Genomic DNA, 24,507 nt, shown 5'->3' with positions numbered 1-24,507 from the left:
CCCGGACGAGCGGGAGGTCAGTTCGCGGCAGCCAACTTGAGGATGGAGATCTCCGGTGGGGTGCCCACCCGCACGGGGGGTCCCCACGCGCCGGTGCCCTGGGACGTGTAGATCTGCGTGTCGCCGAAGCGGTCGAGTCCGGTGACGGTGGGGTTGGCGAGGGAGACGAACGGTCGCAGCGGCCACATCTGTCCGCCGTGGGTGTGCCCGGACAGTTGCAGGTCGGCTCCGAGTTCGCGGGCCTCGTCGACGTGCCGCGGTTGGTGGGCGGCGAGGATCACCGGGGTACCGTCCGCGATGCCGTCGAGGGCGGCGGGCATGTCGGGGTGGTGGGGTTCGGTGGCGGTGTAGTCGTGGACGCCGGCGAGCGCGACCACGTCGCCGTCCCGCTCGAGGACGACATGGTCGTTGCGCAGGGTGCGTACACCGAGCGTCTCCCAGTGGTTCAGCCACGATTCGGCGTCGTCGGAGTAGTACTCGTGGTTGCCGCTGACGCCGTACACCCCGAGCGGGGCCTGCAACTGCCGGAGCGGTTCGAGGTCGGAGCCGACGAGTTCGACGGTGCCGTCGGCGAGGTCGCCGCCGAGCACGATCAGGTCGGGTTGTTCTTCGGCGACGAGGTCGACGACGCGTTGCACGAAGTCGGCGCCGCGGGCGGGACCGACGTGCAGGTCGGTGACGAGCGCGATGCGGGCGCCGGCGAAGCCGGCGGGCAGGTCCTGCAGGGCGACGGGCACGGTGACGATCCGCGGCCGGTCGGCCTCGATCGTGCCGTATCCGACGGCGGCGACCGCGGCCACGACGAGCACGGCGGTCGCGATGCGCAGCCCCCGTCGTGGGGTCTCGACGGTGCCGTCGTCGGTGGTCGGCCGGGATGGCCCGCGCCGGACGAGGCGGGCGACGAGCAGCCCGACTCCGATGAGCAGGAGCCCGAGCATCAGGTACAGCACCACCGCCAGCCAGCTCCAGCCGAGGAACCCGACGGGGCGGGCCCAGGCGGGATCGAACACGGTGCCCACCTCGGCGGCGCCGAGCGTGAGCACGAACATGACGACGAGGACGAGGTCGGCGGCGAGGGCGGCAGGACGCGGCAGTCCGGGCGCCCGGACGAGTCGTCGGTGCAACAGATAGGTGAGGAGGGCAAGGAAGACCCCCACGACGAGAAGGCGGAGCACGGTCAGGACGTCAGCTTTCGGAGAAGGTCGGTGAGGTCGGCCGGGTCGGCGGTGTCGACGACGGTGAGGCTGCCGTCGGTGGCCTCGGCGGCCTGCTCGAGGACGGGGTCGGTGCGGTCGCCGAGGACGACGACGTCGATCCGCACGGGGGTGTCGGGAGACGAGAGTTCGTCGATCGCGGCGCGCAGGTCGCGGGCGGCCGTCTCGTCGGGGTCGTCGCTGTCGACGACGGCGAGCACGGAGTTCGGTCGGGCCGGGTCGTAGTTGTCGACGGCGTCGCGGTAGGCGGCGGCGAGGGTGGCGTAGACCGGTTCTTTCTCGGTGAGGTCGATGCCGTCGAGGATCGTGGACATCGCCGCGCGTTTGGCGTCGGTGAGGCCGTCGCGGATGACGGCGACGCGGTGCCCGGTGGGGGTGTCGGCGAAGACGTACATGCCCATCACCGAGTTGGTGGAGGCGCGGCGCATGGCCTCGCGCAGGGCGCCGGCGGTGGCGTCGAGCCGCGTGCCGTCGCCGGCGGGGGCGCCCATGGAGGTTGAGGTGTCGACCACCATCGTGACCTTGCGTGGGGATACCGGGGCGAGCCGCAGGGCGACGAGGACGTCGTCGACGGTGGGATCGGCCGGGGCGAGGGCGGTCTCGACGCGGGGCAGCGGCAGTTCCCCGGCGGGTTCCGGGACGGCGTCGGCGGTGCGGAAGCCGTGCGCGGTGAGGACGCCGGTCTGTTCGGGACGGCGGGCGTAGTCGGTGAACTCCGCGGCGGCGCGGGCGAGGGTCTCGTCGACCCAGGGGGCGTCGACGACGGCGGCGGGGAAGTCGACGACGGGTGCGGCACCGATGGGGAGGTGTCCGGTGAGGCCACGGATCTGCCCGCCGGTGAGGACGCGGTGCAGTTGCTGCTCGATGACGGGCACGGCGTGGATGGGGGCCTCGGTGTCGGGTCGGGCGCCGAGCGCGGCGAGGGTGTCGGCGGTGGTGCCGATGGCGCCGAGGGTGTCGGCGCCGAGCGCGAGGGTGCTCACGGCGGTGATCGCGGCGGGGGTGGCGGCCTGTTCGAGGGTGACCGGTCCGGCGCCGATGCCGGTGGTGGCGGCGGTGACCGCTTCGAGGGCAAGCGTGGTCGCGTGGGTTTCGGTGCCGGTGGGCAGGGCGAGGCCGAGCGCGCCCCAGACGTCGAGTCCGATCTCGCGCATGGCGGCGGGGTTGTTCTGGAGTCGGGGGAGGTCCTGCCAGCGGACGGTGGCGGTGGTGAGGGCGCGGCCGAGGTCGGTGGGGACGGCGAGTACGACCGGGGAGGTGGCGAGGGAGCGGGGTGTGCCGTCGACGGCGTCGGTGGCGCGGGCGCTCATGCGGTTGTCGAGGGGGACCCACAGGGCGGGTTCGGGGCCGAGAGCCGGATCCCAGTTGCCGGTGGCGAGGGTGTCGGCGGCGGCGAGGCTGTCGACGGGGGTGATCTCGGCGGTGACGCAGTGGTCGCGGATGACGCGGACGCCGCCGTCGGTCCAGCGGTCGGCGAGTTCGGTGAGGGCGGGGGCGATGAGGGGGTCGGCGGCGATGTGCAGCACGGTGTCGCCTTCGACGCAGGTTTCGGCGGCGGCGGTGGCCTGGTTGTCGATGTTGTCGCGGAGGCGGAACCAGCCGAGGACGGCGAGCAGGGCGAGTACTACGCCTGCGGCGACCACGATGACGCTTGTGCTGATTCCTCGTCGTCCGCTGCCGCGATGTCGCCCGCCCACGTCGTGTCCGCCTCGTTTCGTTCGTCGATCCGATGGTCGAGTCTAGTGAGGAGCGGAGTGTGATCCGGCTCCGGCGCGCGGTGCGGAGACGGGCAGGGTCCCGATCCGGTGCGGATCGGGACCCTGGGCGTCGGTGTGCGGGTCAGGCGTACTTGGCCTTGTATTCGCGGCGACGGCGGTGCAGGATCGGCTCGGTGTAGCCGCTGGGCTGCGTGGTGCCTTCGAGGATGAGTTCCTTGGCGGCCTGGAAGGCGATGCTGTCGTCGAAGTTCGGGGCGAGCGGCCGGTAGCCGGGGTCGCCGTCGTTCTGCCGGTCGACGACGGGGGCCATGCGCTCGAGGGAGGCGACGACGTCGTCGGCGGTGACGACGTCGTGCCGGATCCAGTTGGCGAGGAGCTGGCTGGAGATGCGCAGGGTGGCCCGGTCCTCCATGAGGGCGATGTCGTGGATGTCGGGGACCTTGGAGCAGCCGACGCCGGCGTCGATCCAGCGCACGACGTAGCCGAGGATGGATTGGCAGTTGTTGTCGAGTTCTTCGCGCTTCTCCTCGTCGGTCCAGTTCGGGTTCTCGGCGAGGGGGATGGTGAGGATGTCGTCGACGGTGGCGCGGGCGTGGCCCTTCAACTCGTCTTGGACGGCGAAGACGTCGACCTCGTGGTAGTGGGTGGCGTGCAGGGTGGCGCCGGTGGGTGAGGGCACCCACGCGGTGTTGGCGCCGGCCTTGGGCTGGCCGATCTTCTGCTCGACCATGTCGCGCATGAGGTCGGTCATCGCCCACATGCCCTTGCCGATCTGGGCCTTGCCCTGCAGGCCGCAGGCGAGGCCGGTGTCGACGTTCCAGTCCTCGTAGGCGGCGATCCAGCGCTGTTGCTTCATGGCGGCCTTGCGGACGACGGGTCCGGCCTCCATGGAGGTGTGGATCTCGTCGCCGGTGCGGTCGAGGAAGCCGGTGTTGATGAACACCACGCGGTCGGAGGCGGCCTTGATGCAGGCGGCGAGGTTGACGGTGGTGCGTCGCTCCTCGTCCATGATGCCGACCTTGAGGGTGTTGGTGGGCAGGGAGAGGACCTCTTCGACGCGGCCGAACAGTTCGGTGGTGAAGGCGGATTCCTCGGGGCCGTGCTGCTTGGGCTTGACGATGTAGATCGAGCCGGCGCGGCTGTTGGCGAGCGGGCCGTGATCCTCGTCGATGTGCAGGCCGTGGATGGCGCACAGGCTGGTGATGAGCGCGTCGAGGATGCCTTCGGGGACCTCGTTGCCGTCGCGGTCGAGGACGGCGGGGTTGGTCATGAGGTGGCCGACGTTGCGGACGAACAGCAGGGAGCGGCCGTGCAGTTCGAGGTCGCTGCCGTCGAGGGCGGTGTAGACGCGGTTCGGGTTCAGCGTGCGGGTGAGAGTCTTGCCGCCCTTGGCGAAGGACTCGGACAGGTCGCCGCGGTTGAGGCCGAGCCAGTTGCGGTAGCCGATGACCTTGTCGTCGGCGTCGACGGCGGCGACGGAGTCCTCGAAGTCCATGATGGTGGTGACGGCGGATTCGAGGACGACGTCCTTGACGCCGGCGGCATCGGTGCTGCCGATGGGGGAGTCGGGGTCGATCTGGATCTCGATGTGCAGGCCGTGGTTGCGCAGCAGCACCGAGGAGGGCGCGGTCTTGTCGCCGAGGTAGCCGACGAGCTTGTCGGGCTCGGCGAGTCCGGTGACGGTGCCGCCCTCGAGGGTGACCTGCAGTTCGGTGCCGTCGATGCGGTAGCCGGTGGAGTCGGCGTGCGAGCCCTGCGCGAGGGGTGCGGCCTTGTCGAGGAAGTCGCGGGCCCAGGCGATGACCTTGTCGCCGCGGACCTTGTTGTAGCCGGTGCCCTTCTCGGCGCCGCCCTCTTCGGGGATGACGTCGGTGCCGTAGAGGGCGTCGTAGAGGGAGCCCCAGCGCGCGTTGGAGGCGTTGAGGGCGAAGCGGGCGTTGAGGACGGGCACGACGAGTTGGGGGCCGGCGGTGGCGGCGATCTCGGTGTCGACGTTCTCGGTGCCGATGGTGAACGGTTCGGGGGCCGGGACGAGGTAGCCGATCTCTTCGAGGAAGGCCTTGTAGGCGACCGGGTCGTGCGGTTGGCCGGCACGGTCGCGGTGCCAGCCGTCGATCTTGGCCTGGAGGTCGTCGCGCTTGGCGAGCAGTGCCCGGTTCTTGGGGGCGAGGTCGTGGACGATCTTGTCGGCACCCGTCCAGAAGGTGTCCGCGTCGACCCCGCTGCCGGGGATGGCCTCGTTGTTGACGAAGTCGTAGAGAACCTGCGCGATCTGAAGTCCGCCGACCTGCACGCGTTCTGTCATCACCCTCACTCTTTCCGGTTGCTGTGCGGCCGGAAACGTCCCGGCCGCACGGAATCGTCGATTATGTTACCCGCCGGTAGTAACGGACGCAGTGGTTCTGTGCGCCTGCAGGGCGGTACATCGATTCATCAGCTCTTCTCTCAGAGCTGCGGCGCGACGGGTGAGCGCCGACTGCTCGCGGACGTACTGTGCGCGTCCGGCGGCAGTCTCGATCCTGATGGGCGAGTAGCCGTAGTCCTCGAGATCATACGGGCTCGCCCGCATGTCCAGTTCGCGGGCTGCGGCCGCGTGTCGCAGGCACCGCACCGTCAGCGCCGAATCGGTCAGCGGCAGCAACTTGTAGCACCACTTGTACAAGTCCATCCCGGCGTGCAGGCAGCCGGGTTGCTCGGTGCGGATCTGCTCGTCGCGGGTCAGAGTCTCGGCGTTGCGGGGCGCCGCCGCGGGGGTGAAGAACCGGAACGCATCATAATGAGTGCATCGCAACTGCATTGATTCCATCACTGCATCCGTACCGTCGTGTCCGAGGCGCAAGGGCACCGACGCGTGCCGCACCCCCTCCCTGCCGGTGCGATAGACCATCGCCCATTCGTGCAGGCCGAAGCAGCCCAGCTGCGGCGGACGGGAGGCGGTCGCGGCGAGCAGCCCGGCCACGAAGTCGACGGCGCCGGCGCGCCGGTCGAGCATCCCACGGCCCACCCGCACCCCCGGCTCCCCGTCGTGCACGACCCGCTCGTAGCCGGCATGGTCCCGGTAGGCGCGCACCGCGCTCGCTCCGAGCAGCACGGTGCCGAAACCCGGATGCCAGCGCCGCAGCTGATTCGGCCGCAGGCTGTAGTAGGTGAACAGGAAGTCGTGCACCGGATGGGTGCGACCGGTGGCACGGCGCCCGAGATGTCCGTCGAGCAACTCGTCCACGACGGTGTGGTGCTCCTCGCGCCGCGCGGTCCACTCCGCCTCGGTCAGGATCGTGGGACGGTCGGTCGGGGTGAGAGAGCGGGTCATGATTCTCGTTCGGTCGATCGGGGTGCGGTCGTGCGGGGCCGGTTGCCCAGCGGGTCCGCGACCCGGTGGGTGGCGTCGCGGACCGTCCCGACGAACTCTTCCACAAGGTCCTCGAGGGCGACGATGCCGCGCAGCGTGCCGGTGGTGTCGACCACCCCGGCCAGATGCGCGTTGCTGCGTCGCAGGGCGCCCAGGGCGTCGTCGAGACCGTCGGCGATCGTGATGGTGGGCAGCGGACGGATCACCGCGGCGGGGATGACGGTCTCGGGACCGGTGGACTGCTCCCGCACGAGATCGAGCACGTCCTTGATGTGGACGTACCCGGTGATCGTGCCGTCGGGACGCCGGGTCGGATACCGCGAGAATCCGGTCGTGGTGACCGCGTGCTCGACATCCCCGAGTGTCGGGCCTGCCCCGGTGTGCGGCACGGTGCGCACCCGGGCGAGGGGGATCATCACGTCGGCGACGGTGCGGCTACCGGTGGCGAGGGCGCGGGTGAGGCGCTCGTGTTCCTCCTCGTCGAGCAGTCCCTCGGATCGGGATTCGCCGATCATCTCGGTCAGCTCCACCGCGGACACCGAGGTGTCGAGTTCGTCCTTCGGGTCGATGCGCGCCGCGCGCAGGGTGGCGTTGGCACACAGATTGTAGAAGGCGATGACCGGCCGGGCGGGCCGCATGAACAGCAGGTGGATCGGCACGAGGAGCATCGCGGCGCGTTCGGGGCCGGCGATGGCGATGTTCTTCGGCACCATCTCGCCGAGCAGGATGTGCAGGACCACCACGATGGTCAACCCGAGGGTGAACGCGATCGGGTGCAGCAGCGCGTCGGGGACCCCTACCGCGTGCAGGGGCACCTCGATCAGGTGCGCGATGGCCGGTTCGGCGACACGGCCGAGCAGGATCGAGCAGATCGTGATGCCGAGCTGGGAGCCGGCGAGCATGAGCGAGAGGTGTTCGCCGGCCCGGATGACGGTGCGGGCGCGGGTCTTGCCCTGGGCGAGCAGCGTCTCGAGCCGGTCGCGGCGGACGGTGATGAGGGAGAACTCGGCGCCGACGAAGAAGGCGTTGCCGGCGAGCAGCAGCACGGCGAAGACGATCGCGAACCAGTCGTTCATCGCTGCGCCCCGCCCGCGTCGGTGTCGGGGGCCGGGTCGTCACCGGCGGGGTCGTCCTCGGGGGCCGCGCCGGGCACGAGCAGTATCCGGTCGATGCGGTGCCCGTCCATGTCGAGGATGCGCCCGTACCAGGTGAGGTCGCGTTCGCCGCGGCGCAGCGGCAGCTGGATCTCGTCGCCGACCTCGGGGATGCGGCCGAGTTCGGTGAGGATCAGCCCGGCGAGGGTTTCGTAGTCGCCGTCGGGGGCGTGATAACCGGTGAGCTGGGCCACCTCGTCGGTGCGCAGCAGCCCGGTGCACGACCAGCCGTCCCCGTCGCGGTGTGCGTCGAGTTCGGTCTCGTCGTGTTCGTCGCGGACGTCGCCGACGATCTCCTCGACGAGGTCCTCCATGGTGATCAGGCCGGCGGTGCCGCCGTATTCGTCGACGACGAGGGCGACCTGCATGCCGTCGGAGCGCACCCGTTCCATCACGGTGTCGCCGTCGAGGCTGGACGGCACGGTGGGCACGCGGCGGGCGAGGGCGCCGACGGCGGTGGTGCCGCGTGCCGGGCCGGGCACGGTGAAGGCGTGTTTGACGTGCACGACGCCGAGCGGGGCGTCGAGGTCGCCGTCGACGATCGGGAAGCGGGAGTAGCCGGTGCGGGCGGACAACTCGATGAGATCGAGCACCGTCGCGTTCCGGTCCAGGCTCTCGACGGTGCTGCGCGGGGTCATGAGGTCTTCGGCGGTGCGGTTCCCGAACTGCAGCGACCGGTAGACCAGGCGGGCGGTGTGCTCGTCGAGGGTGCCGCTGCGGGCCGAGGCGCGCACCAGGGAGCCGAGTTCCTGCGGGGAGCGCGCCGAGCGCAGTTCCTCGGCGGGTTCGATGCCGAGGCGTCGCACGATGTGGTTGGCGGCGCCGTTGAGACCGAGGATCGCCCAGCGGAACAGCAGCGAGAACGCCAGTTGGAGGCCGGCGGTGGCGCGGGCGGTGCCCATCGGGCGGGCGATGGCGATGTTCTTGGGGACGAGTTCGCCGAAGACCATGGAGAAGGACGTGGCGAGGAGCAGCGCGAGGATCAGGGAGACGGTCGCGGCGACGGAGGTGCTCAGGCCGAGCGCGTCGAACAGTGGGGTGAAGAACTGCGCGAGGATCGGTTCGGCGAGATAGCCGGTGATCAGGGTGGTGATGGTGATGCCGAGCTGGGCGCCGGACAGCTGGAAGGACAGGGTGCGGTGCGCGTGCTGTACCTGCCGGGCGCGGCGGTCGCCGTCGTGGGCGTGCGCGTCGACGGTGCTGCGTTCGAGGGCGGTCAGGGAGAACTCGGCGGCGACGAACAGGGCGGTGCCGGCGGTGAGCGCCACGAAGCCGAGGAGGGCGGCGATGTCGAGCAGGACGGACATCAGGGGCGGCCCTGCCGGGGGGAACGGGGGCCGGGTCGGGGACCCGGCCCGGTAGAGGATCCCTCCGACCCGGAGTCGCACTCCGCGCCGGGGGAGGTGGTGTCGGGTGGTGGGGTGGCTGCGGGTGCCGCGGGCACCGGTGTCCTCTCGTCGGGTCCGGTCGCGGACGGTGTCCGCCTGCCGGAAGTGGTGTCGACGGGTCCTGATTCTACTGATGGCCGGTGCCGTGTGTCGCGGTGCCGACGACGGTGCGGCGCCTACGGTGAGGGTCGAGCAGGTGTTGTCGAGGGACGAAGGAGTGGGAATGAGCGGCGGCGAGGGTCCGGAACACGGCGGCGGCGCGGAGCGGGTGCCGAGTCTGTGGGAGGAGATGGTGGCGCAGAATCCGGCGCATTCGTCGTGGTATGTCGAACGGTTCCGCACCATGGCCGCCCGGGGGCAGGACACCGTCGGGGAGGCCCGGTTGATCGATGCGATGGTGCCGCGCGGGGCACGGATCCTCGATGCCGGGTGCGGGCCGGGCCGGCTCGGTGGGTATCTGCACCGGGCCGGGCACAGGGTGGTGGGGGTGGATGTGGATCCGGTGCTGATCGCGGCGGCGGAGGAGGATCATCCGGGGCCGCGGTGGCTGGTCGGGGATCTGGCCGAGCTGGATCTGCCGTCCCGCGGGGTCGCCGCCGAGTTCGATGTGATCGTGTGCGCGGGCAATGTGATGACCTTCGTGGCGCCGTCGACGCGGGTGGCGGTGCTGCGCAATTTCGCGGCGCATCTGGCACCGCAGGGCCGGGTGGTGATCGGATTCGGGGCGGGCCGCGACTACCGGTTCGAGGCGTTCTTCGCCGACGCGGCCGCGGCGGGGCTGGCGGCGCAGCTGCGGTTGTCGACCTGGGATCTGCGGCCGTTCAGCGACGATGCGGAGTTTCTGGTGGCAGTGCTGGGACGGGCGTAGCCGCGGCGGGGGTGTCGGCGGCCTGGGCGCGGGAGAGCGCCACGGTGGTCACCAGCATCACGGCGACGGCGGCACCGACGAGGATCAGGGCGGGGCCGTCGGCGCGGAGGTGTTCGCCGAGCACGGTCGTGCCGAGCACGATCGCGGCGAGGGGTTCGCCGACGGTCAGGGCGGGCAGAGAGGCGGTGAGCGATCCGGCCTGGAAGGCGCGTTGCTGCAGGTAGATCGCGGCGGCGCCGGCCGCGACGAGCGTCCAGGTCTGCCACGAGCCGAGCAATTGGCCGATGCCGTGTTCGGCGAGGTCGGTGACGTGTTTGGTGAACGCGCTGGTCACCCCGTAGAGGATGCCGGCGGCGATCCCGAAGGACAGCGCCCGCAACCGTGGGGAGAGCACGGCGAGGGTGACGGCGGCGGCGGTGACGGCGAGCACCGCCCCGAGGGGCAGCGCCCAGTGGGCGGCGGACGGGTCGCCGCTGCCTGCGGTGGGGTTGCCGACGAGCAGGAACACCGCCAGCGCCGCGCACAGCGCGCCGGCGAGCAGCCAGGTGGTGCGGGTGACGCGGCGGCCGGTGGTCGCGGCGGCGAGCGGCAACGCGAACAGCAGCGACGCGACCAGCAGGGGCTGGACGAGCAGCACGGACCCGAACGCGAGCGCGACGACCTGCAGCAGGTAGCTGCCGCCGTCGCCGAGGATGCCCGCCCACCAGCGGGGGCTGCGCAGCAGGGAGCCGACGAGGGAATCGGTGTCGGGCACGGCAGCGGCCGAGCTCTGTTGCGCGATACTGCCGACCGCGACGAGCGCGGCGGCGGCGAGCGCGCACAGGACGGCGACTGCCGTGCCCGTCATCGGGTCAGGCCTGTATTTCGGAGCGGTCCCCGCTCCACAGGGTGTGGAACTTGCCCGGCTTGTCGGTGCGTTCGTAGGTGTGGGCGCCGAAGAAGTCGCGCTGGCCCTGGGTGAGGGCGGCGGGCAGCCGGTCGGCGCGCAGCCCGTCGTAGTAGGACAGCGACGATGCGAACGCCGGGATCGGGATGCCGAGCGTGGTGGCGGTGACCACGACGCGGCGCCAGCTGTCGATGCCGACCTCGATGGCGTCGCGGAAGTACGGCGCGAGGATCAGGCTGGGCAGGGCCGGGTCGGCGTCGTAGGCCTCCTTGATGCGGTTGAGGAACTGGGCGCGGATGATGCAGCCGCCGCGCCAGATGGTGGCGAGGGCGGCGCGGTCGACGTTCCAGCCGTATTCGGCGCTGCCGGCGGCGATCTGGTCGAAGCCCTGCGCGTAGGCGACGATCTTCGAGGCGTACAGGGCGGCGCGGATGTCCTCGGTGAACTGCGCGGCGTCGGTGGGGGCGGCGCCGAGGTTGCCGGCGGCGAGACCGCGGGCGGCGGCGCGCTGGTCGCGGGAGCCGGACAGGGCGCGGGCGAAGACCGCTTCGGCGATGCCGGTGACGGGGACACCGAGGTCGAGGGCGGCCTTGACGGTCCAGCGGCCGGTGCCCTTCTGTTCGGCGGCGTCGACGATGACGTCGACGAGGGGTCGGCCGGTGGCGGCGTCGGTCTGGCGGAGCACCTCGGCGGTGATCTCGATGAGATACGACTCGAGGGTGCCGGTGTTCCAGTCGGCGAAGACGTCGGCGATCTGCCCGGCGTCGTAGCCTAGGGCGTCGCGCAGCAGGTGGTAGGCCTCGCCGATGAGCTGCATGTCGGCGTATTCGATACCGTTGTGCACCATCTTCACGAAGTGGCCGGCGCCGTCGGGGCCGATGTGGGTGCAGCAGGGGGTGCCGTCGACCTGGGCGGCGATGGTTTCGAGCAGCGGGCCGAGCGCTTCGTACGATTCGGCGGGGCCGCCGGGCATGATGGACGGGCCGTTGAGGGCGCCTTCCTCGCCGCCGGAGATGCCGGCGCCGACGAAGTGCAGGCCGCGGGCGCGCAGGGCGGCTTCGCGGCGGATGGTGTCGGTGTAGAGGGCGTTGCCGCCGTCGATGATGATGTCGCCGGGTTCCATGGCGTCGGCGAGCTCGTCGATGACCGCGTCGGTGGCGTCGCCGGCCTTGACCATGATCAGGACGCGGCGCGGCTTCTCGAGGGCGGCGACGAACTCGTCGATGGTCTCGGTGCGGACGAAGGTGCCGTCGTCGCCGTGCTCGGCGAGCAACGCGTCGGTCCTGGCGATGCTGCGGTTGTGGAGGGCGACGGTGTAGCCGTGGCGGGCGAAGTTGCGGGCGATGTTCGAGCCCATCACGGCCAGTCCGGTCACGCCGATCTGGGCCTGCGGTGTTTCGGTGCGTTCGACGGTCATGGTCTACAGCTTCCCCCGAAAAGGGGGCCGATCGAAATCGGGGCGGGCCGAGCGGGGCGGCGTGTCGGGGCTCAGCGGCCGAGCAGCAGGGACAGTTCGGTGAGCCAGGGCACCGCTACGGCGATGGTGGGTACGACGAGGATCGCGGCGGCGGCGGTGTAGGCGGCGGCGGAAATCCCGAGGTGGGGGCCGGGTCCGGTGAGTCGCTGCACGCGCAGCACGGTGCTGGGTCCGCCGACGGCGAGGGCACCGGTGGGGGTGTGGGCGCCGGCGCACGCCACGAGGGCGCGGGCGAGGGGGGCGGGGCCGGTCTTGCGGACGGCGGAGTCGTCGGCGAGCAGTTCGACGAGCAGTTTCACCGAGCCGAGCGCCGAGCCGGAGCGCACGACGCGGGGGAACGCTTCGTAGACGGCGGTGAACGCCTCGAGGATGAGGTCGTGGCGGGCCCGCAGGTGGGAGTGTTCGTGGCGCAGGATCGCGCGCAGTTCGTCGTCGCCGAGGTTGTCGAGGGTGCCTTCGCTGAGCACCACGCGGTGCCGCAGCCCGGGCAGGCAGTAGGCGATGGGGTCGGCGGTGTCGAGGATGCGTACGTGCGGGTGGCGGCGGACGGCGGCGCCGCTCTCGCGGCGGTCGAGCAGGTCGACGAGCATGCGGTGGCGGGAGCGGCGGCGGCGGGTGCGCACCGCGACGCGCAGTACGGAGAAGATCAGGCGGGCACCGATGAACACGGTGAGGGCGAACACGACGATGTAGGTCAGCCACAGGGGCAGACCGAGGGCGTCGATCTCTTCGAGGGGGCCGGTGGTGGGGCGGCCGTCGGCGCCGGGGGCGAGCAGTCGGGCCGCGATGGCCAGACCGCTGCTGAACGCGGAGAGCACCGCCGCCAGCGCCACGGACTGCCACAGCACCAGGGCGGCCCGGGGGTTGCGGTGCGGCCAGGTGGCGCGGGCGAGCAGCCCCGGCACCGGTCCGGCGAGGAGAAGCGCTGTGGTTCCGAAGAACAGCGCCGTGGTCGCGTTCATGACATCGAGTGTGTCAGCCGGCCCGCTCGGTGTCGTGGCCGGTGCTGTCGTCGCCGTGGTGCGCTTCGAGTTTCGCCAGCGCCGCGCGCAGGGCGGCGGCTTCGTCGGCGCCGACGCGGCCGACGAAGTGGACGAGGGCGGCGGCGCGACCGGCGGTCTCGTCGGCCTGGTCGAGGGCGTCGACCATGAGGCTGGCGACGAGTTCGTCGCGGCCGTGCACCGGCAGGTAGCGGTGGGCGCGGTCGTCGCGTTGCTGGATGACGAGGTTCTTCTTGGCGAGGCGCTGCAGGACCGTCATGACGGTGGTGTACGCGAGATTGCGGTGGGCCGAGAGGGCCTCGTGGACCTGCCGGACGGTCTGGGGTTCGGGGGTGGACCACAGGTGGTCCATCACTGCGCGTTCGAGTTCGCCGAGTGCTGCCATGGGTCGATTCTACGGATTTCTCCGACGAGTGTGCGTACTACCCCTGGTCGTAGGGATTGACCTGGGGTGGGATCCTGGTCACGCCCGGTGGGGACCTCCGGCGGCGCCGTAGACGTGGCGGGTGCCGATGGGCACGATCAGCGGCCGGTCGGAGACCGGATCGTCGATGACGGAGGCGTCGAGATCGAACACCTCCCGCAGCAGTTCCACGGAGATCACCTCGGACGGGACACCGGAGGCGACGACGCGGCCGTCCTTCATCACCACCAGGTGGTCGCTGTAGCGCACGGCCAGGTTCAGGTCGTGCAACACCATCACCACGGTGCGGCCGAGTTCGCTGTGCAGCCGGTCGACGAGGTCGAGGACCTCCACCGAGTGCGCCAGGTCGAGATAGGTGGTCGGTTCGTCGAGCAGCAGGATGTCGGTGCCCTGGGCGAGCGCCATGGAGATCCAGGCGCGTTGCCGCTGCCCGCCGGACAGTTCGTCGATGGGCCGGTCGGCGAGGTCGGCGATGCCGGTGCGTTCGAGGGCGACGGCGACCTCGTCCTCGTCGTCGGAGGACCACTGCCGGAACCAGGACTGGTGCGGGTGCCGGCCGCGGGCGACCAGGTCGGCGACGGTGAGGCCTTCGGGGGCGAGGGGGGCCTGCGGCAGCATGCCGAGCACCCGGGCGACCTCGCGGGTGCGCAGGGTGGTGATGTCGTGCCCGTCGAGCAGCACGGTGCCGGTGCGGGGCTCGAGCAGCCGGCTCAGGGCGCGCAGCAGGGTGGATTTGCCGCAGCCGTTGGGGCCGATGACGGTGGTGACGACGCCGGTGGGGATGGCCAGGTCCAGGTCGTCGACGATGAGCCGGTCGCCGTAGCCGAGGCCGATGTGCTCGGCGACCAGCCGTGGCGCGGCGTGCTCGATCCGTCCGGGCGCCGGGGCGGGGGTCGGGTGGGTGTCGGTCATCGGGAGACCTTTCGGTTGGAACGCACCAGCAGGTACAGCAGGAAGGGGCCGCCGAGCGCGGAGGTGACCAGGCCGACGGGCAGCGGCACGGGCAGGATGGTGCGGGCGATCAGGTCGGCGGCGACGACGAACAGCGCCCCGGTCAGGGCGGAGGCGACGATCGGGCTGCCCGCCGAGCCGACCAGCCGCAGGGCGATCTGCGGGGCGGCGAGGGCGACGAAGCCGATGGGGCCGGCGGCGGCGGTGGCGACGGCGGCGAGCGTGCACGCGGCGATGAGCAGCAGCGCCTGCTGGGTCTGCAGTTTCACGCCGAGCGAGCGGGCGGTGTCGTCGCCGAGGCGCAGCGCCCCGACGGTGAAGGAGGCGGTGGCGGCCCAGCCGCCGACGAGGAGCAGGGCGATCGCGGCGGGCACGACCTGGCTCCACGACACGCCGTTGAGCGAGCCGGTCAGCCACACCTGGGCGCGGCTGACGTCGTTGATGTCGGCGGAGACGAGCATCCACTGGGTCAGGGCGATGAGCATGGCGTTGGCACCGATGCCGATGAGCACGAGCCGGAAGCCGTCGGCGCCGCGCCGCCAGGCGAGCACGTAGATGGCGGCGGCGGTGAGCAGCGCGCCGAGCAGCGCCGACAGTGGCAGGCCGAGGGTGGCGAGCAGTCCGACGATCGATCCGCCGCCGGTGACGACGATCAGGGCGACCGCGGCGGCGGATGCGCCGGCGGTGATGCCGAGGATGTCGGGGCTGGCCAGGGCGTTGCGGGAGACGGATTGGGTGATGGCGCCGGAGACGGCGAGCGCGGCGCCGACGACGACGGCGGCGATGCCGCGCGGCAGCCGCAGGTCGAACACGATGAACCGGTCGAGGCGTTCGCCGCCGCCGAGGAGCACCTCGACGACCTGCAGCGGGCTGAGCGGGTAGTCGCCGCGGCCGAGGGAGATCGACAGCAGCACGGCGGTGGCGACGACGAGCAGCGCGCACACGACGACCATGCGGGCGCGCCAGACGACCGAGACGGAGCCGAGGCGGAAGGCGGGCCGGCCCGGCACGCGGGTGGAGACCTGGACGGGCGAGCGGCGCCGGCCCGTCGTGGCCGGCTCGTCCGGGGCGAGCGCGGGGGTGGGGGTGTCGTTCACAGGGCCACCAGCTTCCGGCGACGGACGAGGGCGATGAAGAAGGGGGCGCCGATGAGGGCGAGGACGATACCGACCTGCAGTTCGCCGGGGCGCACCACGATGCGGCCGACGACATCGGCGAGGACGAGCAGCGCCCCGCCGAGCAGCCCGGCGTAGGGGACGAGCCAGCGGTAGTCGGGGCCGGTCACCGCGCGGGCGATGTGCGGGACGATCAGCCCGACGAACGCGATGGGTCCGCAGGCGGCGGTGGCGGCGCCGGTGAGCACGGTGATCGCGGCGATGCCGATCACCCGGGTGGTGACGACATCGGTGCCGAGCGAGCGGGCGACGTCCTCGCCGAGGCTGAGCAGGTTCAGTGCCGGGGTGGAGGCGAGCGCGACGAGCAGGCCGACGACGATGAACGGGGCCACCTGCCAGAAGACGTCCATGCCGCGGCCGGCGACGGAGCCGACCACCCAGAAGCGGTAGCCGTCGAGGCTGGTCTGGTCGAGCAGCACGATGGTCTGGATCATCGCCTGCAGGAAGAACGCGACGGCCGCGCCGGCCAGCGCCAGGCTCAGCGGGCTGGAGCGGCCGTTGCCGATGGACGCGACGCCGAACACCACGATGCTGGCGAGGGCGGAGCCGGCGAAGGCGAACCACAGATACTGCGCCGGGCTGCTCAGCCCGAACAGGTAGATCGACAGCACCACCAGGAAGGCGGCGCCGGCGTTGATGCCGAGCAGACCGGCGTCGGCGAGCGGGTTGCGGGTGTGGCCCTGGATGAGGGCACCGGCGACGCCGAGGGCGGTGCCGACCAGCAGCGCGAGCAGGGTGCGGGGGATGCGCAGCGAGTGCACGATCACGTCGGTGTCGGAGCCGTCGTTGACGACCAGGGCGTGGAAGACCTCCGCGAAGCTCATCGGGCGGGCACCGACGGCGATGCTGGCGAGCGCGCCGAGCACGAGCAGCACGGTCAGGGCGGCCAGGCCGAGCAGGCGGCGGCGGCGCAGGGCGGCGACGCTGCCGTCGGTGGGGCGCGGGGTGAAGTCGTCGTGGCGGGCGTGGCGTTCGGTGACGATCTCGGTGCTACGGCGCAGCAGGGCGCGGCGGGTGCCGACCGGTCCGCCGGTGGCCGGGTCGCGCAGCACGAGACCGGTCCATTGCAGGCCCAGGCTCTGTCCGGTGCGGCCGGCGCGGTAGCCGTGGTTCCACCACAGCAGCCCGGCGGCGGCGACCAGGGCAGCGCCGCCGAAGACGATGCGGTCGGTCTGGCCGCCGCCCTTGGCGTCGGCGAGGGTGTCGACGACCAGGGCGCCGACGAGCAGGGGCAGGGCGAGGAGGGCGAGGTCGCACGAGAGGGCGGCGATCCGGCGGCCCGCGTGGGGCGGGGCGGTCGCGTCGGCGTCCGGTGGGGGGTGAGGGGTGACGGTCACGGGCGCGAGCTGCTCCTCGGGAAGGCGGTGGTGCGGTTCGGGTCGTCGCGATCGTGGGGACGCGAAGGCCGTCGGAGTTAGGTTACGGAATCCTATGTCTCGGCGGGAGGAGGGGATGGGGTTGCGCACACCACCCCGGGATGCAATGGTTAGGCTTGCCTAATCAAAGTTGACCGTCGATCAGGAGGTGTCGGATGACGACGCTGCTGCTGCCGCCCACGGCGGCACCCGTCCGCCCGTTCGAGGACACGCGCGCCCGGTTGCGCGCACTGGCCGCGGGAGCCCCCCGCGTCTACGCGGTGGCCTGTATCGACGAAGAACCCCGTCGCCGCTGGTGGTTCCTCGGCGGCGGTGAACGGCAGCAGCGCATCGAGGCGCTCTACGACCGCGCCCTGCTCGACACCGAGGATCCGCGCATCGCCGTCGAGCAGGTCGCCGGTGCTCTCATCCACGCCGTCGTGGGCCGCGTCCTGGCCCCCTACGCCCTCGAGGGCCGCGTCTGGGATCCCGGACTGGACAATCTGTGGCTGCACCAGGACAGCGACGGCTGCATCGATTGGGCCGGCCTCGCCGACGACACCCTGCGGGTGCTGCCCGACGACCGCGCCGCCGGGCAACGCGACGTGGTGGTGCTGCCGTGCGAGCAGGCGATGGCGGTGTGGACCGCGCACCGCGCCACGACCGCCCTGACCGCCGTCCATCTCGCGTTGCGCGCCCTCGCCCCGCTCGACCGGTCCCGGTTCTGGGCGATCGTCGGCCGCACCGTCGTCACCGGCGCCGACCGGCTGCCCGTGCTCGGCGGCGCGTCCCGGCGCACCGCCGCGCGCCGCGGCCAGGCGTTGCTCGACGCCTTCGTCGCCGTCGGCCGTCCCGTCCGGGGCCTTGCTGGATTAGGGCAGCCTTCCCTATAATCAAAGTCGTTCCGACTGCCGGACCGCAGCGGAGTCCTGAGGGCTGCAGTGACTCCCGGTCCCTTCCCGCGGCGGGCCTCACGATCACGTGAGGCCCGCCGTCGTGTACCCGGGAGCCACAAGTCCCCGCCCCCGTTGTCGACTATCCGCGCGCTGTCCTGTCGCTGTCGCCGCCACTCCCGCGACCGCCGACCCGGCCCGGGCGGTCGAGCGCAGCGCCGGGCCGTGCCGTCCGCATCCTGCGCACCGCCGCGACCGGCGACCAGGTGCCCGGACGCGACCGGACCAGCGGACAGCAGCCCAGCCCGAGCAGCGCCGCGGTGAAGTGCCCGACCGCGGTGAAGGTCAGGTCCACGAACAGCGGCACCGCGTAGAACGCGAGGACCGCGGCGAGGTAGAACGAACACCACGGCCGGGCGATCCGGTAGGTCGACACGGCGACCACCCCGGCCAGGGCGTAGCTCACCCCGTAATCGAGGGTGTCCACCGCCGACGCCGGTGCGTCGCCCCGGCGGATCGCCCAGTACAGGGCCCCCTCACTGAGATAGGTCGCACCGACATGCGCGGTCACCACCACGCACAGCCACCGGAACGTCCCGCGCCAGCGTTCCGCGGGCACGTGGAAGACGGTGTATACGACGAAGTACGTGAACCATCCGCCGCCGGCGAGCCGGAAGGCGCTCGACACCAGCACCCGGACCGGGTCCTCGGCCGGATGGTGCAGATCGGTGGACCGATTCCCGAGCAGCATTTCGAGATCGCCGGCGGGAAGTCGTCTCGTCACCACCGACGTCACCAGCAGCACACCCAGCCAGATGTAGGTCCCGGGAGCTCGCCGCACAAACGTCCGCGCGGCCCGGGGCATGCTCGTCGACGTCATCGACCGTATGCGGCGCCGCGGCGGGACATCGGTGTCGCCGGACCGGACCGGCGCATGTCAGGGGATGGCCGGTCTCGCCGGGCAGTGTGATGATCGACCGGTGACCACATTGTGGATGATCGAGGACCTCGAACCGTGGCCCGATCAACCCACCCCCGGGCAGGTGTGTCGGCCGACCACCTACTGGACCACGCCCGGCGCGACGGACTGCATTCGCGAACTCGTGCGCGACATTCCCGCCCGCGTCGAGCAGATCACCGTCGACGATCGCGTCGAGTTGCTCGCCCATCTCGGTCACGGCGTCACCACCGTGCTCCCGCCGCAGCTCGACACCCTCGGAGATGTCGTGCTGACGGGGCATCTGGTGTGGGACCGCTACCTGTGGATGGTCTACCGCACCCGGCCCGAAGGTCGAGTGCTGGTCGCCGAACGTCACCCGGTGATCCAACGGACGAGGAGGATCCCCACCGAGGATGCGGGCTGGTACGGCGTCGAGTACGAAGGGGCCAGGGCCGTGCACCGGTACGGACCGATTCCGACGGTTACTCCATCGTCGCGTACGCGCTCCTGGTGACCTTCCCGTGAGCGGATCGCCTGCACTGGGCGCAGCGTCGACGGACGAACGATGTGGGGACCGCACCGGGGTCGGGCGCGACCTTCCGAAAACCGCCATGTCCTACCATCGTTCGACGGCCACCTGTCCCGGCGGCCGGTCGACCGCACGCACGAACAAGGGAAAGCCCGTATGAGCGACCAGTCCACCTCCACGTCGGCGCAGCACGATGTGCAGTCGATCAACACCGCCAACGAGACCGGTTTCAACACCGCCCTCGGTCTCGAGTTCGTCGAGCTCGGCCCCGACTTCGCGCGGGCCCGCTGGACCATCACCCCGGCGCAGCACCAGCCCTACGGCATCGTGCACGGCGGTGTGTACTGCGCGGTGATCGAAACCGTCGCCAGTGTCGCCGGCGCCACCTGGCTGGGGGACAAGGGCAATGTCGTCGGGGTCAACAACAACACCGACTTCCTCCGCGCGACCCGCGACGGTGTCCTCACCGCCACCGGCACCCCCGTGCACCGCGGCCGCACCCAGCAGGTGTGGCGCGTGGAGATCGTCGACGAGCAGGACCGCCTCGTCGCGCAGGGACAGGTGCGACTCGCCAACATCACCGACGCCGACCGCATCGGGCACTGACCGCCCGCCCACCCGACACCGCAGATCGACGGCTCCGGCCGGAACCAGAAGTCCCGGCCGGAGCGAACAGCGTCAGCCCGCGGCCTGCGCCCCACCCCGGCCCTGCGCGGCCGACGTCTGCGCGGACCGTTCCTCCGCCGCTTCGGAGGCCTCGTTCGGGCCTTCCGCCCGCATGTGCTCGATCGCCATCCGGGCGAACACCTGCTGTTCGGTGGCCGCCATCTCGTTGCGGCCGGCGGAGAAGAACGCCTGCGCCCACGACAGCAGCGTCGAGACCTTCGACGAGAACCCCACCAGATACAGCAGGTGGATGAACAGCCACGCCACCCAGCCCAGGAACCCGCTGATCTCGAGCTTGCCGACCTTCGCGACCGCACTGAACCGCGAGATCGTCGCCATACTGCCCTTGTCGAAATACTTGAACGGTTCCCGATGCGTCGGATCGGCGCCGCCGAGCGAGGCGATGATCTGCCGGGCCGCGTACTTGCCCCCCTGCATCGCCACCTGTGCCAGACCGGGCAGCTTGTTCAGCGACATCATGTCGCCGATGACGAACACGTTCGGATACCCGGGCAGCGTCAGATCCGGCAGCACCTCCACCCGGCCCGCGCGGTCGATCTGCGCCCCGGATTGTTCGGCCAGCTGCTTGCCGAGCGGGCTGGCCGCCACACCCGCCGACCACACCTTGCACTGCGATTCGATGCGCCGCTGCGAACCGTCCTTCTCCTTGACCGTCAATCCGTCGGCGTCGACGTCGGTGACCATCGCCCCGAGCTGGATCTCCACCCCGAGCCGCTCGAGGGTCTTGCGGGCCTTGCGGCTGAGCTTGCCGCCGTAGACCGGCAGCACATCGGAGGCGCCGTCGAGCAGCACCACCCGCGCCTCCGTCGGATCGATGTTGCGGAAGGTGCCCTTGAGGGTGCGGCGCGAGAGTTCCGCGATCTGCCCCGCGAGCTCCACACCCGTCGGGCCGGCGCCGACCACCACGAAGGTCAGCAGCCGGGCGCGTTCCTCGTGATCGTGCGACAGTTCGGCCTGCTCGAACGCCCCGAGGATCCGGCCCCGCAATTCCAGGGCGTCGTCGATGGTCTTCATGCCCGGCGCGAACTCGGCGAACTGATCGTTGCCGAAATAGGACTGGCCGGCCCCGGCGGCGACGATGAGACTGTCGAAGGGGGTGGTGGTGTAGCGCTCGAGGAAGCGGGAGGTCACCGTCCGGTTCTCCAGGTCGATCTTCTCGACGTCCCCGAGCAGCACCTGCGCGTTCTTCTGCTTGCGCAGCACCATGCGGGTCGCGGGGGCGATGTCGCCGACCGACAGGATGCCCGTCGCCACCTGATACAGCAACGGCTGGAACAGATGGTGGGTGGTGCGCGCCACGACCGTGACGTCCACATCGGCACGAGCCAGGGCCTGGGTTCCGAACAGCCCTCCGAATCCGGATCCGATCACGACCACTCGATGACGGCGGGGTTCGGTCTGCTCGATGCTCATGGATGCTCCTTCACGTTGCCGGATGGATCGATCCCCAGTCTTGCAGTTGCCGCGCCCGCCCACAGCGCAACCGAGGAGCCCACCGGCCCCCAGCGGGCTAGTCCGGCCCGTCGCCGCTCGGCTCGCGCCGGGGGCCGAGCAGCCCGTAGACGGGGTTGTGCCGCGCGGCGTGCCGCACCGCGTCGTCGGTCGCCGAGGTGTACACCTGCACCGTCTGCAACGAGCGATGCCCGAGCAGTTGCTGCAACTCCACCATCGTCGCGCCACTGTCGGCCAGGCTCGTCGCGAAGGTGTGCCGCAGCGCGTGGGCGAGCGCCCCGCGTTTGCGTTCCGATTCGATGCCCGCGCGGCGGTAGATGCGCCGCACCCGGTACTGCAGGGTGCCGCGGGTGATGCGTCTGCCGTCCGCGCCGACGAACAGCGGATCGGTCGGATCGTGCCGCTCCCACACCGGCAGCTCGTCGCGGTCGCGGGTGCGGCGCCGTGCGGCGGGGAAGCGCGCGTAGCGTTCCTCGAGATAGGCGCAGACGATCGCCGTCCAACTGTCCTCGAGGGGGATCTCCCGTTCGATCGCGCCCTTGCCGAGCACCCGCAGCACCGGGGCCTCCCGGCCGCCGAGGATGCTGCCCACATCGAGGCGGATCAGCTCGTCCGAGCGGATGCCGGTGAGCAGCAGGGTGGCGATGAGCGCCAGATCCCGTTGCGGCCAGTCCCGCGCCGATTCGGCCGGGCGTTGCGCCTCCATCGTGACGGTGTCGACGAGCTGAGTGATCGCGGTGGGGGAGAACGCTTTCGGGGTGTGCTGCGGTTTCTTCGGCTGCGCGATCGACGCCATCGGGTTGCCCTCCGAGACTCCTTCGGAGACGAGGAAGTTGCAGAAGTTGTTCCACACCGACCAGGCGCGGCGCACCGACGCCGGTTGCCGCTCGGCGGCGAACGCCGCGAACGCCGACCGCAACCGTCGCACCGTCACGTCGCCGAGCGCCAGGGTTTCCTCCGGAATCCCGCCCACGTCGGCGAGGTGGGCGCGCACCGCGTACAGATCGAGCCGGTACGCCTTGACGGTGTGCGGGGACCGCTTCGCCGTCTGCAGGGTCTCCAGATACGACCCGATCCAGTCCGACAATCCCGGTTCGGTCGCGCTGCCCGCCACGATGCTCCTCCCGTGAACCACTCGTACAGATGTGCGAGTCCAGTGTGACAGCAGGAACCGACGGGACAGCGGAGACCGGGACGCGTTCGAGGTTCGGGTGGGCTCGTCGCCGGGTACGCGACGAACGAGGCCCGTCGAGGAGAGGAGCACGCCATGCCCGCAGGTGACGTCGAGACGTTCCACCAGGACGGATCCTGGCACAACCGGATCGAGGGCTCGAGCGAGCTGCTCGGCACCTACACCACGCGCGAGGAGGCCGTCGCGGCCGGCCGCGACGAAGCGCGCCGACGCAAGGTCGAACATCTCGTCCACAACCTGGACGGGAGCATCGGCGAACGCAACACCTACGGCCACGATCCGCGCGACATCCCGGGCTGAACCGGTTCCGGCCGGCTCAGCCGCGGCGGCGTGTGGCGCGCGCGGCGAACTCGTCGAGCACCCGCACCACGTCCTTCGCCTGCCAGAGGCGGTTGCGGCGACCCTCGGTGATTTGTGTGAGAACCCCCGCGTCCACCAGCCGGTCGATCGCGATCTGCGCGTTGGCGCCGGTCACCGACAGAGCGGACGCGGCCGTGCGGTTGTCGATCACCGGCTGCCGCAGCAGCACGTCCACCAGTCGGTGCACCGCCGAGTCCCGCCGGGCCGTCACCCGGCTCCGCCAGGCGTCCCGCACCGCCTCGAGATCGGCGACGAGGGTGCGGCCGTTGGTGACCGCCGCGAACGAGGCGTCCACGATGGACCGCACGATCGGTTCGACATCGCCGGCGCGGTAGGCGCCGAGCGCCGCGAAGTACTCCGCCGTGTTGTGCAGCAGTCCCGCGGAGACCGGTACGGCGACACTGCGGGTGAGCTGCCCGCCCCGCAGCATCGCCTGGATCAACGCCCGTCCGACGCGGCCGTTGCCGTCCGGGAAGGGGTGGATGGTCTCGAACTGGGCGTGCGCGACCGCGATCTGCGCCACCACCGGCAGATCGTCGCGGCCGGTGAAGACCACCAGATCGTCGATCAGCTCCGGTACCCGCTCGTGGTGCGGGGGCACGAACTGCGCGGTGTGCGGGCCCAGGCTGCCGCCACCGATCCACACCTGCTGCTGCCGCCACCGGCCCGCGATCGCCGGGTCGTCGTGTTCGAGCAGCGCGTGGTGCATCCGCAGGATCGCGGCGGCGTCGATGGCATCGGACAGCTCCAGCGCCGCGCGCATCGCGCGCACGTTGCCGACGATGAGCCGGGCGTTGCGGGAGGCGTGTTCGCCGAGTTCGGCCAGCGCGATCTGCCGGGCGCCGCTGGAGAGATTCTCGATCTCGGAGCTCGACGCGCTCTCGGTGCGCAGCAGGATGGAGGCGAAGGGGGCGGTGATATGGCCGACCTCGACGTCGAACCGGGCCAGTTCCGTCGCCGCGTCCTCGGTCAGTGCCTGCAGGTCGCCGCCGAGCGGGACGGGCCGGTGCGCGATGAAGGGAGGGACGGCGGCCCGGTAGGGGCCGGTGGTGAGGCGCCGTTCCCGGCGCGAGCCGTAGGTGTCGCCGCTGCTCCAGGGGTGCTGCTCGTAGGCGACGGCAGGCCACCGGGAAGCGACGTCAGGCGAGGCCATCTCCGCACCATACCATCGGATAGTCGTTGATCCGATGGTATGGTGCGGATGGAAGCCCGGATCCCGGGCTCCAGGCGGCGGTGCCGCCGGGCGGGTCGTAGTCGCTCACCGGAAGTCTCGCTCTGCGTCCGACGAGCCGTGCGCCGAGGCGGCGCGGGGCGCCGGACCCGGATGCTCACTGCGGTGCGCGGTGTCCTCGGCGAGGTGCGATTCGCGTCCGATGCCGAGCGGAAAGATGTGTGATTCGGCGCGGATCCGCTCGATCATGTGCGGGTAGTGCAGCTCGAAAGCAGGGCGCTCCGAGCGGATCCGCGGCAGCTCGGTGAAGTTGTGCCGCGGCG

At 71.3% G+C, this 24,507-nt stretch carries 22 protein-coding genes and 1 pseudogene; 5 read left to right on the top strand and 18 right to left on the bottom strand.

The features are described from left to right. Positions 1-17 precede the first annotated feature (17 nt). The 6 genes from PV766_RS21875 to PV766_RS21850 all read right to left on the bottom strand — a co-directional run bounded on the left by PV766_RS21875 (position 18) and on the right by PV766_RS21850 (position 8,742). Complete coding sequence (locus PV766_RS21875) at positions 18-1,175, bottom strand: metallophosphoesterase (protein ID WP_421097875.1); 1,158 nt, start codon at positions 1,173-1,175, stop codon at positions 18-20. Positions 1,176-1,177: 2 nt separating this feature from the next. Next, entirely contained in the window at positions 1,178-2,857 is a 1,680-nt protein-coding gene (locus tag PV766_RS21870) for a substrate-binding domain-containing protein (protein ID WP_421097874.1), read from the bottom strand. Positions 2,858-3,053: 196 nt separating this feature from the next. Then, positions 3,054-5,237, bottom strand: a complete 2,184-nt coding sequence (locus tag PV766_RS21865) for a malate synthase G (RefSeq protein WP_421097873.1) — start codon at positions 5,235-5,237, stop codon at positions 3,054-3,056. A 66-nt stretch (positions 5,238-5,303) separates the two neighbouring features. After that, complete coding sequence (locus tag PV766_RS21860; RefSeq protein ID WP_421097872.1) at positions 5,304-6,242, bottom strand: 3-methyladenine DNA glycosylase; 939 nt, start codon at positions 6,240-6,242, stop codon at positions 5,304-5,306. Further along, positions 6,239-7,357: a hemolysin family protein gene (locus tag PV766_RS21855; RefSeq protein ID WP_064065429.1), complete on the bottom strand. Its 1,119-nt coding sequence runs from the start codon at positions 7,355-7,357 to the stop codon at positions 6,239-6,241. The genes PV766_RS21860 and PV766_RS21855 overlap by 4 nt, the downstream gene beginning before the upstream one ends. After that, entirely contained in the window at positions 7,354-8,742 is a 1,389-nt protein-coding gene (locus PV766_RS21850; protein ID WP_115311465.1) for a hemolysin family protein, read from the bottom strand. The genes PV766_RS21855 and PV766_RS21850 overlap by 4 nt, the downstream gene beginning before the upstream one ends. A gap of 304 nt (positions 8,743-9,046) precedes the next feature. Here PV766_RS21850 and PV766_RS21845 point away from each other — a divergent pair, with 304 nt between their 5' ends. Then, a complete protein-coding gene (locus PV766_RS21845) occupies positions 9,047-9,691 on the top strand; it encodes a class I SAM-dependent methyltransferase (protein ID WP_129978245.1) in 645 nt (214 codons plus the stop codon). Here the strand turns inward: PV766_RS21845 and PV766_RS21840 are convergent. The 7 genes from PV766_RS21840 to PV766_RS21810 all read right to left on the bottom strand — a co-directional run bounded on the left by PV766_RS21840 (position 9,645) and on the right by PV766_RS21810 (position 16,942). Beyond that, positions 9,645-10,538: a DMT family transporter gene (locus tag PV766_RS21840; protein WP_129978244.1), complete on the bottom strand. Its 894-nt coding sequence runs from the start codon at positions 10,536-10,538 to the stop codon at positions 9,645-9,647. The two genes, PV766_RS21845 and PV766_RS21840, sit on opposite strands and share 47 nt — an antisense overlap. A 4-nt stretch (positions 10,539-10,542) precedes the next feature. After that, the gene (gndA, locus tag PV766_RS21835; protein ID WP_421097871.1) at positions 10,543-11,994 is read right to left on the bottom strand and encodes an NADP-dependent phosphogluconate dehydrogenase; all 1,452 of its coding nucleotides are present in this window, start codon (positions 11,992-11,994) and stop codon (positions 10,543-10,545) included. Positions 11,995-12,065: 71 nt separating this feature from the next. Continuing rightward, positions 12,066-13,016 (bottom strand): M56 family metallopeptidase, encoded by a 951-nt coding sequence (locus PV766_RS21830; RefSeq protein WP_115311464.1) that lies wholly within the window; start codon positions 13,014-13,016, stop codon positions 12,066-12,068. A gap of 13 nt (positions 13,017-13,029) precedes the next feature. Beyond that, positions 13,030-13,440, bottom strand: a complete 411-nt coding sequence (locus PV766_RS21825; RefSeq protein WP_064065563.1) for a BlaI/MecI/CopY family transcriptional regulator — start codon at positions 13,438-13,440, stop codon at positions 13,030-13,032. A 78-nt stretch (positions 13,441-13,518) separates the two neighbouring features. Next, positions 13,519-14,391 carry an ABC transporter ATP-binding protein gene (locus PV766_RS21820; RefSeq protein ID WP_115311463.1) on the bottom strand — a complete coding sequence of 291 codons (873 nt, stop codon included), beginning with the start codon at positions 14,389-14,391 and terminating at the stop codon, positions 13,519-13,521. Continuing rightward, the gene (locus PV766_RS21815) at positions 14,388-15,527 is read right to left on the bottom strand and encodes a FecCD family ABC transporter permease (RefSeq protein WP_255161127.1); all 1,140 of its coding nucleotides are present in this window, start codon (positions 15,525-15,527) and stop codon (positions 14,388-14,390) included. Before PV766_RS21815 ends, PV766_RS21820 begins: the two co-directional genes overlap by 4 nt. Next, complete coding sequence (locus tag PV766_RS21810) at positions 15,524-16,942, bottom strand: FecCD family ABC transporter permease (RefSeq protein WP_421097870.1); 1,419 nt, start codon at positions 16,940-16,942, stop codon at positions 15,524-15,526. Before PV766_RS21810 ends, PV766_RS21815 begins: the two co-directional genes overlap by 4 nt. Before the next feature lie 194 nt (positions 16,943-17,136). On the opposite strand from PV766_RS21810, the gene PV766_RS21805 reads away from it, so the two are divergent. Then, positions 17,137-17,853 carry a hypothetical protein gene (locus PV766_RS21805; protein WP_421097869.1) on the top strand — a complete coding sequence of 239 codons (717 nt, stop codon included), beginning with the start codon at positions 17,137-17,139 and terminating at the stop codon, positions 17,851-17,853. 142 nt (positions 17,854-17,995) lie between these two features. Here PV766_RS21805 and PV766_RS21800 read toward each other — a convergent pair whose 3' ends face one another. Next, a complete protein-coding gene (locus PV766_RS21800) occupies positions 17,996-18,733 on the bottom strand; it encodes a rhomboid-like protein (RefSeq protein WP_421097868.1) in 738 nt (245 codons plus the stop codon). Between the two features lie 100 nt (positions 18,734-18,833). Between PV766_RS21800 and PV766_RS21795 the strand changes: the two genes are divergently transcribed. After that, positions 18,834-19,307, top strand: coding sequence for a hypothetical protein (locus PV766_RS21795; RefSeq protein WP_421097867.1), 474 nt, complete (start codon positions 18,834-18,836; stop codon positions 19,305-19,307). A 171-nt stretch (positions 19,308-19,478) separates the two neighbouring features. Beyond that, complete coding sequence (locus tag PV766_RS21790; protein ID WP_421097866.1) at positions 19,479-19,928, top strand: PaaI family thioesterase; 450 nt, start codon at positions 19,479-19,481, stop codon at positions 19,926-19,928. A 72-nt stretch (positions 19,929-20,000) separates the two neighbouring features. Here PV766_RS21790 and PV766_RS21785 read toward each other — a convergent pair whose 3' ends face one another. Together PV766_RS21785 and PV766_RS21780 are read right to left on the bottom strand one after the other, a co-directional pair. Beyond that, a complete protein-coding gene (locus tag PV766_RS21785; RefSeq protein WP_064065558.1) occupies positions 20,001-21,422 on the bottom strand; it encodes an NAD(P)/FAD-dependent oxidoreductase in 1,422 nt (473 codons plus the stop codon). A 97-nt stretch (positions 21,423-21,519) separates the two neighbouring features. Further along, the gene (locus tag PV766_RS21780; protein ID WP_421097865.1) at positions 21,520-22,575 is read right to left on the bottom strand and encodes a tyrosine-type recombinase/integrase; all 1,056 of its coding nucleotides are present in this window, start codon (positions 22,573-22,575) and stop codon (positions 21,520-21,522) included. Between the two features lie 153 nt (positions 22,576-22,728). On the opposite strand from PV766_RS21780, the gene PV766_RS21775 reads away from it, so the two are divergent. Further along, a complete protein-coding gene (locus tag PV766_RS21775) occupies positions 22,729-22,953 on the top strand; it encodes a DUF2188 domain-containing protein (protein ID WP_255161115.1) in 225 nt (74 codons plus the stop codon). A 16-nt stretch (positions 22,954-22,969) separates the two neighbouring features. Here the strand turns inward: PV766_RS21775 and PV766_RS21770 are convergent, their stop codons facing one another. After that, complete coding sequence (locus tag PV766_RS21770; protein WP_255161114.1) at positions 22,970-24,166, bottom strand: Fic family protein; 1,197 nt, start codon at positions 24,164-24,166, stop codon at positions 22,970-22,972. A gap of 105 nt (positions 24,167-24,271) precedes the next feature. Continuing rightward, positions 24,272-24,507: pseudogene (locus PV766_RS21765) on the bottom strand (cytochrome ubiquinol oxidase subunit I); the annotation flags it as partial.

It is taken from the genome of Rhodococcus sp. As11 (assembly GCF_048957735.1).
GTDB lineage: Bacteria > Actinomycetota > Actinomycetes > Mycobacteriales > Mycobacteriaceae > Rhodococcus > Rhodococcus gordoniae.
This window is presented reverse-complemented; position numbering and strand designations above follow the sequence as displayed.

What these genes read in the sequence shown, in the direction of transcription:
- PV766_RS21865 (WP_421097873.1), bottom strand. Translation starts at nt 5,237, where the DNA reads ATGACAGAACGCGTGCAGGTCGGCGGACTTCAGATCGCGCAGGTTCTC.
- PV766_RS21860 (WP_421097872.1), bottom strand. Translation starts at nt 6,242, where the DNA reads ATGACCCGCTCTCTCACCCCGACCGACCGTCCCACGATCCTGACCGAG.
- PV766_RS21855 (WP_064065429.1), bottom strand. Translation starts at nt 7,357, where the DNA reads ATGAACGACTGGTTCGCGATCGTCTTCGCCGTGCTGCTGCTCGCCGGC.
- PV766_RS21850 (WP_115311465.1), bottom strand. Translation starts at nt 8,742, where the DNA reads ATGTCCGTCCTGCTCGACATCGCCGCCCTCCTCGGCTTCGTGGCGCTC.
- PV766_RS21845 (WP_129978245.1), top strand. Translation starts at nt 9,047, where the DNA reads ATGAGCGGCGGCGAGGGTCCGGAACACGGCGGCGGCGCGGAGCGGGTG.
- PV766_RS21840 (WP_129978244.1), bottom strand. Translation starts at nt 10,538, where the DNA reads ATGACGGGCACGGCAGTCGCCGTCCTGTGCGCGCTCGCCGCCGCCGCG.
- gndA (WP_421097871.1), bottom strand. Translation starts at nt 11,994, where the DNA reads ATGACCGTCGAACGCACCGAAACACCGCAGGCCCAGATCGGCGTGACC.
- PV766_RS21830 (WP_115311464.1), bottom strand. Translation starts at nt 13,016, where the DNA reads ATGAACGCGACCACGGCGCTGTTCTTCGGAACCACAGCGCTTCTCCTC.
- PV766_RS21825 (WP_064065563.1), bottom strand. Translation starts at nt 13,440, where the DNA reads ATGGCAGCACTCGGCGAACTCGAACGCGCAGTGATGGACCACCTGTGG.
- PV766_RS21820 (WP_115311463.1), bottom strand. Translation starts at nt 14,391, where the DNA reads ATGACCGACACCCACCCGACCCCCGCCCCGGCGCCCGGACGGATCGAG.
- PV766_RS21805 (WP_421097869.1), top strand. Translation starts at nt 17,137, where the DNA reads ATGACGACGCTGCTGCTGCCGCCCACGGCGGCACCCGTCCGCCCGTTC.
- PV766_RS21800 (WP_421097868.1), bottom strand. Translation starts at nt 18,733, where the DNA reads ATGACGTCGACGAGCATGCCCCGGGCCGCGCGGACGTTTGTGCGGCGA.
- PV766_RS21790 (WP_421097866.1), top strand. Translation starts at nt 19,479, where the DNA reads ATGAGCGACCAGTCCACCTCCACGTCGGCGCAGCACGATGTGCAGTCG.
- PV766_RS21785 (WP_064065558.1), bottom strand. Translation starts at nt 21,422, where the DNA reads ATGAGCATCGAGCAGACCGAACCCCGCCGTCATCGAGTGGTCGTGATC.
- PV766_RS21775 (WP_255161115.1), top strand. Translation starts at nt 22,729, where the DNA reads ATGCCCGCAGGTGACGTCGAGACGTTCCACCAGGACGGATCCTGGCAC.
- PV766_RS21770 (WP_255161114.1), bottom strand. Translation starts at nt 24,166, where the DNA reads ATGGCCTCGCCTGACGTCGCTTCCCGGTGGCCTGCCGTCGCCTACGAG.